The organism is Georgenia sp. Marseille-Q6866 (assembly GCF_965111665.1).
This window is the reverse complement of record NZ_CBCOOR010000004.1, coordinates 142,420-155,955: the sequence shown is the minus strand read 5'-3', so window position 1 is coordinate 155,955 and position 13,536 is coordinate 142,420. Positions and strand designations below refer to the sequence as shown.

Below are 13,536 nucleotides of genomic sequence, written 5' to 3'. Positions count from 1 at the left end.
ACCGCCGACAGCCGGATCCCGCCCCGCCGCCGGCCCCACCCCCTCGCCGACAGCTGACTTGTTACCGCCGACAGCCGGATCCCACCCCACCGCCGGCCCCACCCCCTCGCCGACAGCTGACTTGTTACCGCCGACAGCCGGATCCCGCCCGGCGCCCGACCCAGAGGAGCAGCCATGACCACGCCCGCGTCTCGTCCCAGCCACCAGGACGGCTCCTACCCGCGACCCCAGCTCCAGCGCAGCCGCTGGGCGGATCTGTGCGGCAGCTGGGACTTCGCCGTCGCGCGGGCCGACACCCCCGCCGAGGTGGACTTCGACCGGCAGATCACCGTGCCGTTCCCGCCGGAGTCCCCGGCCTCCGGGGTGGGCGAGACCGGCTACCTCGGGGAGGTCTGGTACCGGCGGCGGCTCTCGCCCGAGGACCTCACCGCGGCCGGCCTGGACGACCAGGGTGACCGGCTCGTCCTGCGCTTCGGCGCGGTCGACTACCGCGCGCGGGTGTGGCTCGGCGGGACGTACGTGGGCGAGCACACCGGGGGGCAGACGCCCTTCGGCTTCGACGTCACCGCGGTGGTGCGCGCGGCGGACGGGCCGCTCGAGCTGGTGGTCCAGGCAGTCGACGACCCCCACGACGCCGCCCAGCCGCGCGGCAAGCAGGACTGGCAGCGCGAGCCGCACGTCATCTGGTACCACCGCACCACCGGGATTTGGCAGCCGGTGTGGCTCGAGGCCGTGCCGGCCCAGCACGTGGCCGGGCTCGCCTGGGTGCCGGACGTGCCGGGCGCGAGCGTCGCTGCGACCGTGCGCCTGGCGCAGCGTCCCGGAGCGGACACCTGGGTGACGGTGCAGGTGTCCCACGAGGGCGAGCTGCTCGCTGAGCAGCGGGTGCGCGCGCTGGACCAGGACGTCGAGCTGCGCGTCCACCTCGCCCGCCAGGCCAACGGCCAGGCCTACGAGGAGCTGCTGTGGTCACCGGAGCGGCCCACGCTCCTCGACGCGACCCTCACCGTCGAGACGGACGACGACGGCGGCAGCGGCCGGTCCGACGTCGTCGGCTCCTACCTGGGGCTGCGTTCCGTCGCGGTCGCCCACGGCACCTTCCTCCTCAACGACCGCCCGTACTACCTGCGCTCGGTGCTCGAGCAGGGCTACTGGCCCCAGACGCACCTCGCCGCGCCGAGCGCCGACGCGCTGCGCGAGGAGGTCGAGCTCATCAAGGCTCTCGGCTTCAACTCGGTGCGCGTGCACCAGAAAGCCGAGGACCCGCGCTTCCTCTACTGGGCCGACCGGCTGGGCCTGACAGTGTGGGGCGAGACCGCCAACGCCTACGCCTTCTCCCCGCGCTCGGTGGAGGCGCTGACCACGGAGTGGGCCGAGCTCGTGCGGCGGGACCTGTCCCACCCGAGCATCGTCACCTGGGTGCCGCTCAACGAGAGCTGGGGCGTGCAGCACGGCGCGCACGACCCCGCCCAGCGCCACTACGCGATCGGGCTCGCCAACCTCACCCGCGCCCTGGACTCGACACGCCCGGTCGTCTCCAACGACGGCTGGGAGCACACCGACTCCGACATCCTCTCGATCCACGACTACTCCCCCACCGGCGCCGAGCTGCGCGCGCGCTACGGCACCCCCGAGGCCGTGCGCGAGCTGCTCGCGGGGATCGGCCCGGCGGGCCGGCGCATCCAGCTTCGCGAGGACGTCCGCGACCAGCCCGTCATGCTCACCGAGTTCGGTGGGGTCAGCTTCGCGGCGCAGCACGAGGGCGACTGGGGCTACTCGACGGCGTCGGACGCCGCCGACTTCGAGGCGCGTCTGCGTGACCTCCTCGACGCCGTCCGCGACAGCGCCCTGGCCGGCTTCTGCTACACCCAGCTCACCGACACCGGCCAGGAGACCAATGGCCTCCTCGACGAGAACCGCCGCCCCAAGCTCCCCATGGAGACGCTGAAGTCCATCATCACCGGCCAGTAGCGTCCCCTCCCGCACCGCGCTCCCTCCCGCCGAGAGGCTCCGACGCGCGATGAGGTTCACGCGCGGCGGCGGTCGGTCCATCCGTGGACGCCACCACCGACCCCGTCACCCAGTTTCCGCAGGGTGACCTCTGCCGGCTCGACGCCCCCCTCGCCGAGCGCCTGCTGGGCTCCACCATCCCCGCCCCCTGGCCTACACCGCGCACGACGGCACACCGCGCGTCATCCCGACGTGGTTCCACTGGACGAGCGAGCTGCTCGTCATGGCCACCTTCCTCTTCGCGCCGCACATCGCCGGCCCGGCCGCCGGCTGCCCTCGCCGAGCGCCCACCCGGACGTCGCCGTCACCATCGACACCGAGGGTCTCCCGCCGGAGGTGCTCCACGTGCGCGGCCGCATGGCCGTCGAGGAGCTCGACGGTGAGGCTCCCGAGTACGCCGCGGCCCGCGGCTACCAGGGCGAGGAGCCGCCGGGCAGCACCTCGCTTTCGTCGACCAGCCCGGCACGCGCATGGCCCGGCCCCTCGCGGGCGGGACTGCTCGACTTCCAGGCCCGCTCTCCGGGTGCGCTGGCGCGTCAGTAGACGATCCCGAAGACCCACACCGCGAGCGTCATCGCGGTGAGGGTGACGAGCACGATGCCGATGAGGTTGAGCCACAGCCCGGCCTTCATCATCTGCGGGATGGTGACGTATCCCGAGCCGTAGGCGATCGCGTTGGGCGGGGTGGCCACCGGCAGCATGAACGCGCACGTCGCGGCGATCGCCACCGGGATGGTGGCGAGCAGGATCGGCATGTCGATGCCGATCGCCAGGCCACCCACCACCGGGAGGAAGGTCGCCGCCGTCGCCGTGTTCGAGGTGAGCTCGGTGAGGAAGATGACCAGCGCGACGAGCACGACCACCACGAGGATGACCGGTGCCCCGCCCAGCGCCTCGGCCTGCTCGCCGATCCACGCCGTCAGCCCGCTCGAGCCGAACTGGGAGGACAGCGCCAGGCCGCCACCGAAGAGGAGCAGCACGCCCCAGGGCAGCTTGACCGCGCTCTCCCAGTCGAGAAGCCGCACGCCGCGGCCACTGCCGGAGGGGCCGAGGAAGAGCAGCAGCCCGACGACCATGGCGATGCCGGCGTCGGAGATGAACGGCTCGTCGAAGATGAGCGGGATCGCCACCCAGGACACCGCCGCGAGCACGAAGATCGCCAGCACCCGCTTCTCGCCACTGGACATCGCACCGAGCTTGGCGAGCTCCTCGTTCATGAGGTCCCGGCCGCCCGGGATCTCCTTGATCTCGGGCTCGTAGAGCACCTTGGTGAGCAGGAACCAGCAGATCGCGAGGAACACCACTGCGAGCGGCAGCCCGACCAGCATCCACTGCCCGAAGCCGATCTGGATGTCGTGGTTGTCGGCCAGGTAGCCGACCAGCAGCGTGTTCGGCGGGGTGCCGATGATCGTGGCGAGGGAGCCGATCGAGGCGGCGTAGGCGATGCCGAGCATGAGCGCCGTCCCGAACGTCGACTCGATGACGTGCGCCTTGACCTCCTCGGACTGCAGGTCGATCTCCCCCTCTGCCCCGGGCGCGCCGGCGGGGACCTCGTCCTTGAGCTTGGCCACGAGCATGAGCACGGAGACACCGATGGGCAGCATCATGACGGCGGTGGCCGTGTTCGACACCCACATCGACATGAAGCCGGTGGCCACCATGAAGCCCGCCACGACCATCGACGGGCTCGTCCCCATCGCTCGCACGGTGACGAGGGCGATGCGCCGGTGCAGGTTCCACCGCTGCATCGCCAGGGCGAGGAGAAACCCGCCCATGAACAGGAAGATGATGTTGTTGCCGTAGGAGGCGCCGACCTGGTCGACGGTGACCGGGCTGGTGGTGCCGTCCTCCGCCTTCGTCTCGTTGAAGATCGGGAAGACGACGAGCGGTACGAGCGCGGTGGCCGGGATGGGGATGGCCTCGGTCATCCACCACAGCCCCATGAGCACTGCGGTGGCGGCGGTGACGCGCGCGGAGACGGCGAGGTCGTCGGGGAGCAGGAGGAAGACGAGCAGCCCGCCGCCGAGCCCGGCCGCCAGCCCGATGAGCCGGTTGCGCCAGGTGGTGCGCTTGAGCGGCTCGGCGCGCTCACCCGGTGAGCGGTTGTCCTCGTCGTCGCCACCGCGTGGCCGCGGGGAGTAAGCCCGCAGGTGGTCGCCCGGAACGGGTCGCTGGGTCATGACTGGCCCCCTTGTCAGTGTGTCCTCGAGCACACGCTAGTTCCTCGCACCGACACCGGCGCGGGGGCCACGCGGAGAGGGCCGCTCTACAGTGGGCCGATGCACGCCCCGCAGCCCGTCGCCGGCCTGCGTCCGCAGGACCCGCAGTACCGCCGGGCGCTGCTCGCCCTCGGCGCGACGGGCGTCGCGGCATTCGCGATGGTCTACGTCGTCCAGCCGCTGCTCCCCCTCGTCTCCGCCGAGCTCGACGTGGGTGCGACGCGAGCGAGCCTGCTCGTCTCGGCCTCCACCCTCGGCATCGCCGTCGCCGTCCTGCCGCTGGCACGCCTGTCGGAACGGATGGGCCGCGGGCGGACGATGGTGCTGGGACTGGCAGGCGCCGTCGTCGCCGGGGTGGTGGCGGCACTTGCCCCGACCTTCGCCCTCATGCTCCTCTCCCGCGCTGTCCAGGGCGCGGCAATGGCGGCCGTCCCGGCGGCCGCCCTGGCATGGGTGGCGGAGAACGTCGCGTCCGGGTGGGTGACGCGGGTGGCTGGGCTCTACGTCGCGGGGACGACCATCGGCGGGATGGGTGGACGCGTGCTCGGCGGTGTCGTCGCGGACCTCACGACGTGGCGCACCGCGATGCTCGTCGTCGCCCTCGCCGGCGCTGCACTCACGGCGGTCGCCGCCCTGCTCCTCCCCGCCGCGCCGCCGGTGTCGCGAGCCCGCGCGGCGCCCGCGCCCCGACGACGCCGCCTCCCGCGCCGCCCGCATCCGCGTCTACCTGCTCGGCGGCCTGGGCATGGCGATGTTCGTGGGCATCTACAACGTCATCGCCTACCGCACCCACGCCCCGCCGTTCCTGCTGGGCACGGGCCTCGGCTCGATGTTCTACCTCACCTACCTCGCGGGGACGGCGACGTCGTCGCTCGCCGGCCGCCTCGAGCGGCGCGTCGGCCTGCGCACGACGGCGCTGACCGGGCTGGCCGCGTGCGCGGGCGGGGTGGCGCTCACCGTGCCGGACTCGCTCGTGCTCGTGTGGGTGGGGCTCGCGGTGGTGGCCGCGGGCTTCTTCATGGTGCACGCCGTCGCGTCCGCGGCGTCGGCGCGGCTGAGCCCCCGCCCCTCCGACGGCTCGGGCACGTACACGCTCGCGTACTACGCGGGCTCGTCGGTGGGCGGCGTGTTGCTGGGCCAGGCGTGGGAGGTGGGCGCGTGGGGCGCGACGGTCGTGGCCGCGGTGGCGATCATCGCCGTGGCGGGCGCCGTGGCGGCGAGTCTGCCGCGCCGGCTCCCGCGCTAGCCGGGGCATGTGCCACAAAGGGTCAGGAGCAGGCCCGCTCCAGGATCAACTCAAGCCCCCGGGCTTGATCAGCGCCCCACACCCATCATTAGGAACCGCCTTTGTGGCACACGCCCGAGGTGGTCAGGAGTCGGTGAGCTCCACCCGCTTGCGACGGCGCAGGTGGCCGCCGCCGTAGAGGGCCCAAAGGATGAGCACCGGCTGGAAGAACAGGCGTCCGAGGCGCTTCTCGTCGGTGTCGAGGCCGAAGCCGTCCTTGCCCTCGAGGTACTGGGCGATGTTGCCCGGGAAGATGACGACGAAGAACAGCGCGAGCACCGCACCGATGACGCGCTTGTGCTTCGGCAGGGCGATGAAGGCCGAGCCGAGCGCGATCTCCACGACGCCGGAGGCGAGGACGGTGAAGTCCTTGTCGAGGGGGAACCAGTTCGGGACCTGCGCCTGGAACTCCTCGCGCTGGACGGTGAGGTGCCCGGCCCCGGCGCCGATCATGGCGACGCCGAGGGCGAGACGGGCGACGGTGCGCAGCTTCGACATCAGGCCATCCTCTCCAGCACGAAGACCGGGATCTCGCGGTCGGTGCGCTCCTGGTACTCGGCGTAGGGCGGGTAGGCCTCGACGCAGCGGGCCCACCACTCCTCCTTCTCCGCGCCGGTGACCTCGCGTGCCTGCATGTCCCACTTCTCCGCGCCGTCCTGCAGCTCGACGTGAGGGTCGGCGACGACGTTGAAGTACCACACGGGGTGCTCGGGAGCGCCGCCCAACGAGGCGACGGCGGCGTACCGGCCCTCGTGCGCGACACGCATGAGCGGCGTCTTGCGCAGCTTGCCGGACTTGGCGCCGCGGCTGGTGAGGATGATGACGGGCCGCCCACCGAGGGTGTTGCCCTCCTGGCCGTTGGTCCGTTCGAAGAGCTCGACCTGCTCGCGTGCGCGGTCACTGGGGCTCGGGGCGTACTCACCGACTAGAGGCATGGGAACTGTCTACACGAGCATCCCGGCGCGCGCAGACGGGGCGCGGGATGTCCCCGTCAGTGTCGGTGCACCCCGGCATAGTGGCCCCGTGCGCCACATCGACGACACCGAACGCCGCAGCCGGCTCGCAGTCCGCCACGGCCTGCACCCCGCCCACCGCCTGACCGACCCCGTCGCGGCCACACGCGCGATGACGGTCCTCCACGCCACCGAGCCCGCGACCGTCCACCTCGCCGTGCACGCCCGCACCGAGGGCGTCTCCCCCGACGACGTCGAGCACGCGCTCTACGAGGACCGCAGCCTCGTGAAGCAGCTCGCGATGCGCCGCACGCTCTTCGTCTTCCCGCGCGACCTCCTGCCCGCCGCGCTCGGCAGCGCCTCCGCCCGCGTCGCCGTCGAGGCGAGGCGGACCATCATCCGCGACGTCGAGAAGTACGGCGTGGCCGACGACGGCGCAGCCTGGGTCGACGCGGCCGCGAGCGCCGTCATGACGCACCTCTCCACGTCCGGCGCGCTGTCCGCGCGCGAGCTGCGCGAGCGGGCTCCCGAGCTCACCGGCCAGTTCACCGCCAACCTGGACAAGAAGTACGGCGGCACCTTCCAGATCGGCCCGCGCGTCCTCACGATGCTCGGCGCCGAGGGCCGGATCTTCCGCGGCCCGAACGGCGCCCACTGGCGCCTGAACCGCCCCACCTGGACCCTCACGGACTCCTGGCTCGGCGAGCAGCCCGACCCCCTGCCCGCCGACGAGGGCTACGCCGAGATCGTCCGCCGCTGGCTCACCACCTTCGGACCGGGCACCGTCGAGGACGTCCAGTGGTGGCTCGGCTCCACGAAGTCCGCCGCACGCGCGGCCCTCGCCGCCGTCGGCGCCGTGGAGGTGAGCCTCGACGGCGGCCAGGTGGGCTGGCTGCTGCCCGAGGACGAGGCACCCGTTTCCGCACCCGAGCCGTGGGCCGCGCTCCTGCCCACCCTCGACCCCACGACCATGGGCTGGAAAGGCCGCGGCTTCTACCTCGACCCCGCGGACGTCCCCTACCTCTTCGACACCAACGGCAACGCCGGCAACACCGCGTGGTGGGACGGCCGCATCGTCGGCGCCTGGGTCCAGGACGACGACGGCGCGGTCAAGGTGGTCCTGCGCCACGACGTCGGCTCGGTCGCCAGGTCCGCCCTCGACGCCGACGCCGCCCGGCTCACCGCCTGGCTCGGCGGCGTTCGGATCAGCAACGTCTACGCCTCGCTCCTCATGAAGCAGGCCCGCCTGCCCTGAGGCGCCAGCTCAGCTCGGTTCGGTCTGTGCCGTCAGACCGTCTTGTCCGACGCCGCTCTCGGTCGGCAGTTCCGCAGCATCGCTGTCGGCTCCGCGCCGCCTGAGGGCTCGCTCAGCGATCCCGGTGGAGAACTTGCTTCGCGCGGACCTCGCCCGGTCCAGCGCCTCGCTACCCAGGACGCGAGCGTTGACGACACCGTCGGCTCCCGTCTCGAGGACCCTGTCTCGCACGTCCGTGGCCGCCTCAGTCCAGCGCCTCATCTCGATCGCTTCGCGACTCGCCTCGATACCGAGGTGGCCGTGGAACTCGATGACAGCGCCAGAGACGTAGTTTCCGGCCTTCACCACGGTCCGTGACGCCGTCGGGTGGAGCAGCACCTTGGCGTTGGCCGTCCCGGCGGCGGCGTCCATGCGTTCGATGAGACGCCTGGTGGTTCGCGAGATGAGGTCGGAGCGGTTCTGTCGTGCGGCGCGCAGGGCGGCGCGGTGGTCGTCGAGCTCCTTCGGCGACGCGTCGAGCACGCGGTCGAGCTCGAGGACGGCGATCCCATCCTGCAGCTGGAAGCAGCGCGCAAGGACCGCGAGCCACTCCTCGACCTTTGTCTCGGCGTCCTTGGCGGCGTCCGCCATGTCGCCCATCTTGCTCTTGCGCTCGAGCTGCTCCGCCAGGGCATCGAGCTGGCGCAAGGCGTATCCCTGGGTCCGCGCGATGGTCTGGGACGTCGCCTGCACCTTGGACCAGGTCACCTCGGAGACCCGGCCTACCGTCTCTCGGATGACCATGGCCTCCTCGAGGACGAAGTCGACACCGATGATGTCCGCGAGGACGGCGTCCTTCTGCGCACGGAGAACGTCGTCGAGCTTCTCGTCGATCGCCTTCAGGTAGTCGCTGATCTCGTCCATGGTCTGCTGCATGGCAACCTGCGCCATGAGGCCAGCAGCACCGGCGAGAAACGCCGGATTGGCTGGGACGGCCCCGGGCTTCACAACCTCCATGAGGCCGGTGATCCGGCCTTTGTCGTTCGTGAACACCGCACGGCTGAGACCGGACTCGGAGCCCTTCATGAGGTTGTACTTCTTCATGTTCCGGGCCGACTCCTCGGTGATCTTCACCCACCGGCCCGAGTTCGCGGCGATTTCCGAACCGGCCTGCGCCAGGCCCGCTGCGCTGCGAAGGGTCGGGCCCAGCCGCTGAAGTCCGAGATCCCGGGAGACCGGCATTCCTTCAGACGCGAGGAAACGCTCCACGGCACCTGCTTCTCCGATGACAGCGAGGCCGTCACCGTCGCTGATCAACTGGATCTCACTGCTCAACGTCGCTCCCGATGGGTGGGCAGGGCACGGTTCCCGAGTCGCGGGTGGGAACACGCAGGGCTAGGCGTCGTGGCCCTCCACGATGGCTGCCCCGCTCACCGTCAGGCAGACGACCTTGACTGGCACACAGTACTGCTGCGGCGAACGAGTACTTGCGACGTTCCGACCAACACGCGGGCGCGTTAGTCGGGCGGTCAGCCGCTCAGGACCCGGTCGACAAACTCCCGCACGTCGCCGAGCACGTCCTCCTTGTTCGTCTCGTTGAAGATCTCGTGCCGCGCACCAGGGTAGGACTTGGCCTCGGTCCCCGAACCCCGGACCGCGTCGATCCCCGCCTGGCTCGGGCCGATGGGCACGAGCTGGTCCTCCTCACCGTGGAGGTAGAGCACCGGCAGCTCGCCGAAGGACCCACCGGACGCGATCCGCCTCATCGCCTCCTGCAGCGCCTCGAGGGTCGGTCGCTTGAAGTCGCCGTGCCACACGAGCGGGTCGTCGGAGTAGGCAGCACCCACCGAGGGGTCGCGCGACAGGGTGGCGGGGTCGATCGGCATGGGGGCGATCTCCTCCATCGCGAGCAGGGTGTCGACGGCCGCCCAGCTGCCGATGACCGGCCCGGAGAGCACTACCGCGGCCACCTCCTCCCCGTGCAGCTGGATGTACCGGGCAGCGATCATCCCGCCCATCGAGTGGCCCAGGAGCACTACGGGCAGTCCGAGGTTCTCCTCCTTCGCGGTCCGCACCACCAGGTGGAAGTCCGCGACCACGTCGTCGTAGTCCGTGATGAGCACCCGCTCACCCGCGCTTCGCCCGTGCCCCACGTGGTCGACGCCGTACACGCTCGCGCCGTGCGCGTTGAGCGCACCAGCCACCCACTCGTAGCGGCCGATGTGCTCGCCGTAGCCGTGGCACAGCACCGCGACGTAGCGCGGCTGCTCGACCGTCCACGACCGTGCGGCCAGCTCCCCGGAGTGCCCGCTGTACGTCCACTCACCCATGCGCTCCTCCCCTGTCGAAGGCGCCGTCGTCGGCGACGGAAGCCGAGGGGCCACCGTGCCACAGCGCTCTCACAGCCACCACCCCGTCCCGGCGTGCCGACGGCGAAGGAGGTCAGGGCCTGCTACGCCTCGAAGCGCTCGATCCGCCGCACGGCCTCGCGGACGGCGTCCGCCCCGGCCGCGAAGGAGAGGCGCACGAACTCGTGCCCGCGAGCGCCGTCGAAGTCCACACCCGGCACGACGGCGACCCCCTCCCGCTCGAGCAGCGCCTCGCACCACTCGACGGAGCTCGCGTAGGACCCCAGCCGCTCCCCCAGCCCCGCGTAGAGGTAGAACGCGCCGTCCGCCGGGGCGACGGGTCCCCACCCGAGGCGGGGCACGTCGTCGCGGAGGACGGCGCGGGTGGCGGCAAGGTCGGCGACCCGCGAGTCGGCCTCGGCGTAGGTCGCGTCAGAGAACGCGCCGAGGGCGGCGTACTGGGCCGGGGCGGGCGGGCACAGGGCGACGTTCCCGGCGAGCGCGTCGACGGCGCCGGCGAGGTCGGCGGGCAGCAGCGCCCACCCCAGCCGCCACCCCGTCATCCCCCAGTACTTGGAGAAGGAGGAGATGACGACGGCGGACTCCGCACCCGGCACGTCCCAGGCGCACACTCCGCGCGCGTCAGGGGCCGCCGGGTCGGCCGGGTAGGTGATGCCGTGGTAGATCTCGTCGCTCACCAGGCGCACGTCGTGCTCGGCGCACCAGGCGGCGAGCGCCGTCATCCGCTCGCGGTCGATCATCGTCCCGGTGGGGTTGGCGGGCGAGGCGATGACGAGCCCGGCGACGCGCCCGTGCTCGGCAAGCACGCCGTCGAGCAGCTCGGATGTCGGCTGGAAGCCGACCTCCGCACCGCAGTCGACCTCCACCACCGTGCACCCGAGGGTCTGCAGAATGTTGCGATAGGCGGGGTAGCCGGGACGGGCCAGGACGACGACGTCGCCCGCGTCGAACGCCGCGAGGAAGGTGAGCATGAACGCGCCTGACGACCCGGTGGTGACAGCGACCCGCTCCGCCGGCACGTCCAGCCCGTACCAGCGCCCGTAGTGGCCGGCGATTGCTTCCCGCAGCTCCCACAGCCCGAGCGCGCTCGTGTATCCGAGGGCCTGGTCGCCCGCGTGCGTGCTCGTCGCGAGCTCGCGGACCTCCCGCGGCGCCCCGCCGGACGGCTCGCCCGCACACAGCGAGATCACGTCGCGCCCCTGGGCACGCAGCTGGGCGACGCGGTCGAGGATCGACATCACCTGGAACGGCGCGACGGCGGAGCGGCGGGAAGGGCGAGGCATGCTCCCTGTCTACACCGTGCGAGTCGGTCCGTCGTGACACTGGGGTAACAGGTCGAAACACCGCGGCAACGTCGCTCGGTTTCACTCCGTCGTGTTCATCCATGACGAGGAAAGGACCTGGGCATGCGCACAGGAACACGCCGAGTAGCGCGGGCGCTGGTGGCGACGTCGGTCGGCGCCGCACTCGTGCTCGCCGGGGCGGGCGCCGCATCAGCGGAGCCGCTGCAGAGCTGGGACGGCCTCCAGGGACGGCTCGACGCCGTCGTCGCCGACGCCGCCGACGCCGGCGTCACGCTAAGCGTCACCGTCACTGACCTGGCGGGCGGCTACGACGGCGCGGCGCTGGTCGCCGGCAAGGACGAGCAGGTGAAGGCGGCGAGCATCATCAAGCTGCCGCTGCTCGCCACTCTCATGGCCGATGTCGACGCGGGCGAGCTCGACCTCGACCAGAACGTGACGATCCCGGCTGGGGACCCGAACATCGTCGGCGGCTCCGGGACGCTCAAGGACGGGCAGTTCCCCCTCGACATCACCGTCGCCGAGCTCATGGAGCTCATGGTCCAGGTCAGCGACAACACCGCGACCAACGTCCTCATCGACCTGGCTGGCGGCTTCGACGCCGTCAACGACTACGTCGAGGCGCTCGGGTTCGAGGACCTGCATCTCGGCCGGAAGATGATCCACCCTGCGTCCCCTCCCCTGCAGGAGAACTACATCTCCGCCGAGGAGGTCACCGAGCTCGTCACCCTGCTGTGGGAGGGCCAGACACTCAGTGCAGATTCCAGCGAACACATCATCGACCTCATGCGTGGGCAGCTCGTCGACACGAAGTTCGGTGCGGTGATCCCGCGCGTCCACCTCGCGAACAAGACCGGCGAGCTCGCCGACGTGTCGCACGACTCCGGTATCGTCCTGCTCCCCGGGCGGGAGCTCGCGTTCACCACGACGACGTCCTTCGCCGACCTGCCCCGCGAGGAGGCCGACGTCTTCGTCCAGGAGACCGCTCGAGTCGTCTACGACTTCGCGCGCCTCACCGGGGACGCCACGGCCGATGTCGCCGCGATCATCCAGCCCTACATCGACAAGGCGGCCGCGCAGGACGTCCGCGTCTCCGTCGGGTTCAGCGATCTCACCGCTGACGGCGACCGGGTTCTGCTCGGGTCGCAGGAGCCGTACAACCCGGCGAGCGTCATCAAGCTCTCGCTGCTCACTGCGGTCATGCGGCAGACCGAGCGCGGCCTGCTCGACCTCAGCGCGCCGGTGACGATCTCGCCGTACATGGTGGTCGGCGGGTCGGGCAGCTTCCAGAACGAGGAGATGCCGTTCACGACGACGGTGGGCGAGCTCGTGCGCCGCATGGTTGTGGAGAGTGACAACACGGCGACGAACGTGCTGCTTTACCACATCGGCCTGCCGACGACGCAGCAGCTCATCGATGACCTCGGCCTGGACGTCATGCGCTTCAACAGGCAGATGTTCCCCGGGGAGCTCATCGACGAGCCGGCGAACGTGCTGGACGTCGGCGACACCCTGACACTGCTCGAGGCAATGTACGGCGACGAGCTGCTTGCTGGAGAGTCGCGGGACCAGATCCTCACCTGGATGGGTGACCAGGAGGTCGACACGAAGTTCGGCGCGGTCCTGGACGGCGCGCCGATCGCTCACAAGACCGGAGAGAGCGGCACCGTCACCCATGACGTCGGCTACTTCCTCGTGCCCGGCCACGAGTCCGCCGTCGTCGTCCTCACCGACGTGACGGACTCCGGGAGCTTTGACGAGACGCTGGAGATCGGCAACCCGATCGTCCAGGAGATCGGGCTCGCGGTCTACGACTACCTCGACGCCGTGGCGGACCTGGACGGGGAGGAGCCGACCGGCACCCCGACCGACACGCCACCCACGCAGCAGCCGACGACGGCACCCGACGACGGGGGCGCCCAGGCACCCGGCGGCACGTCCGGGGAGGGCCCGACCGCCGGCGGCGGGACCCTGCCCACCACCGGTATCTCGGTGACCATACTCGCCGGTGCATTGGCGACCGTGCTCGCCGGTATCGCGGTGACGGCCGTGGCGCGCCGTAAGGGGCCACTCGCGCAGTAGCCCCATCCGACAGCACGGGAGCGGGGAGGCTTCGAGGTGCTTCCCCGCTCCTGTGCTCGGTCCGTGCTACCCACGTGGCCCTA

General features: G+C 71.3%; 11 protein-coding genes and 1 pseudogene. 6 read left to right on the top strand and 6 right to left on the bottom strand.

The features are described 5' to 3' along the window. Positions 1–174: 174 nt before the first annotated feature. Entirely contained in the window at positions 175–1,971 is a 1,797-nt protein-coding gene (locus ACWPXV_RS05260; protein ID WP_454084243.1) for a glycoside hydrolase family 2 protein, read from the top strand. A 231-nt stretch (positions 1,972–2,202) separates the two neighbouring features. Continuing rightward, complete coding sequence (locus ACWPXV_RS05255; RefSeq protein ID WP_454084242.1) at positions 2,203–2,553, top strand: hypothetical protein; 351 nt, start codon at positions 2,203–2,205, stop codon at positions 2,551–2,553. Here the strand turns inward: ACWPXV_RS05255 and ACWPXV_RS05250 are convergent. Continuing rightward, positions 2,547–4,190: an SLC13 family permease gene (locus ACWPXV_RS05250; RefSeq protein ID WP_454084241.1), complete on the bottom strand. Its 1,644-nt coding sequence runs from the start codon at positions 4,188–4,190 to the stop codon at positions 2,547–2,549. The two genes, ACWPXV_RS05255 and ACWPXV_RS05250, sit on opposite strands and share 7 nt — an antisense overlap. 99 nt (positions 4,191–4,289) lie before the next feature. Between ACWPXV_RS05250 and ACWPXV_RS05245 the strand changes: the two are divergent. Continuing rightward, positions 4,290–4,898 (top strand): annotated as a pseudogene (locus ACWPXV_RS05245) (MFS transporter); the annotation flags it as partial. Between the two features lie 76 nt (positions 4,899–4,974). Beyond that, a complete protein-coding gene (locus ACWPXV_RS05240) occupies positions 4,975–5,475 on the top strand; it encodes a hypothetical protein (RefSeq protein ID WP_454084341.1) in 501 nt (166 codons plus the stop codon). A gap of 123 nt (positions 5,476–5,598) precedes the next feature. On the opposite strand, the gene ACWPXV_RS05235 is transcribed toward ACWPXV_RS05240, so the two are convergent. Next, complete coding sequence (locus ACWPXV_RS05235; protein ID WP_454084240.1) at positions 5,599–6,012, bottom strand: DoxX family protein; 414 nt, start codon at positions 6,010–6,012, stop codon at positions 5,599–5,601. Further along, positions 6,012–6,449, bottom strand: coding sequence for a nitroreductase family deazaflavin-dependent oxidoreductase (locus ACWPXV_RS05230; RefSeq protein ID WP_454084239.1), 438 nt, complete (start codon positions 6,447–6,449; stop codon positions 6,012–6,014). The genes ACWPXV_RS05235 and ACWPXV_RS05230 overlap by 1 nt, the downstream gene beginning before the upstream one ends. 88 nt (positions 6,450–6,537) lie before the next feature. On the opposite strand from ACWPXV_RS05230, the gene ACWPXV_RS05225 reads away from it, so the two are divergent. Next, a complete protein-coding gene (locus ACWPXV_RS05225) occupies positions 6,538–7,722 on the top strand; it encodes a winged helix DNA-binding domain-containing protein (protein ID WP_454084238.1) in 1,185 nt (394 codons plus the stop codon). A 9-nt stretch (positions 7,723–7,731) separates the two neighbouring features. On the opposite strand, the gene ACWPXV_RS05220 is transcribed toward ACWPXV_RS05225, so the two are convergent. The 3 genes from ACWPXV_RS05220 to ACWPXV_RS05210 form a co-directional block, all read right to left on the bottom strand. After that, complete coding sequence (locus ACWPXV_RS05220; RefSeq protein WP_454084237.1) at positions 7,732–9,036, bottom strand: hypothetical protein; 1,305 nt, start codon at positions 9,034–9,036, stop codon at positions 7,732–7,734. A gap of 194 nt (positions 9,037–9,230) precedes the next feature. Beyond that, positions 9,231–10,031 carry an alpha/beta hydrolase gene (locus ACWPXV_RS05215; RefSeq protein WP_454084236.1) on the bottom strand — a complete coding sequence of 267 codons (801 nt, stop codon included), beginning with the start codon at positions 10,029–10,031 and terminating at the stop codon, positions 9,231–9,233. 122 nt (positions 10,032–10,153) lie between these two features. After that, positions 10,154–11,353, bottom strand: a complete 1,200-nt coding sequence (locus ACWPXV_RS05210) for a pyridoxal phosphate-dependent aminotransferase (protein WP_454084235.1) — start codon at positions 11,351–11,353, stop codon at positions 10,154–10,156. A gap of 123 nt (positions 11,354–11,476) precedes the next feature. Here ACWPXV_RS05210 and ACWPXV_RS05205 point away from each other — a divergent pair, with 123 nt between their 5' ends. Next, a complete protein-coding gene (locus tag ACWPXV_RS05205) occupies positions 11,477–13,453 on the top strand; it encodes a serine hydrolase (RefSeq protein ID WP_454084234.1) in 1,977 nt (658 codons plus the stop codon). Positions 13,454–13,536 lie beyond the last annotated feature (83 nt).

Excerpts from the sequence above, each read along its gene's own strand:
- ACWPXV_RS05260 (WP_454084243.1), top strand. The coding sequence starts at position 175 with ATGACCACGCCCGCGTCTCGTCCCAGCCACCAGGACGGCTCCTACCCG.
- ACWPXV_RS05250 (WP_454084241.1), bottom strand. The coding sequence starts at position 4,190 with ATGACCCAGCGACCCGTTCCGGGCGACCACCTGCGGGCTTACTCCCCG.
- ACWPXV_RS05240 (WP_454084341.1), top strand. The coding sequence starts at position 4,975 with ATGGCGATGTTCGTGGGCATCTACAACGTCATCGCCTACCGCACCCAC.
- ACWPXV_RS05235 (WP_454084240.1), bottom strand. The coding sequence starts at position 6,012 with ATGTCGAAGCTGCGCACCGTCGCCCGTCTCGCCCTCGGCGTCGCCATG.
- ACWPXV_RS05230 (WP_454084239.1), bottom strand. The coding sequence starts at position 6,449 with ATGCCTCTAGTCGGTGAGTACGCCCCGAGCCCCAGTGACCGCGCACGC.
- ACWPXV_RS05215 (WP_454084236.1), bottom strand. The coding sequence starts at position 10,031 with ATGGGTGAGTGGACGTACAGCGGGCACTCCGGGGAGCTGGCCGCACGG.
- ACWPXV_RS05210 (WP_454084235.1), bottom strand. The coding sequence starts at position 11,353 with ATGCCTCGCCCTTCCCGCCGCTCCGCCGTCGCGCCGTTCCAGGTGATG.
- ACWPXV_RS05205 (WP_454084234.1), top strand. The coding sequence starts at position 11,477 with ATGCGCACAGGAACACGCCGAGTAGCGCGGGCGCTGGTGGCGACGTCG.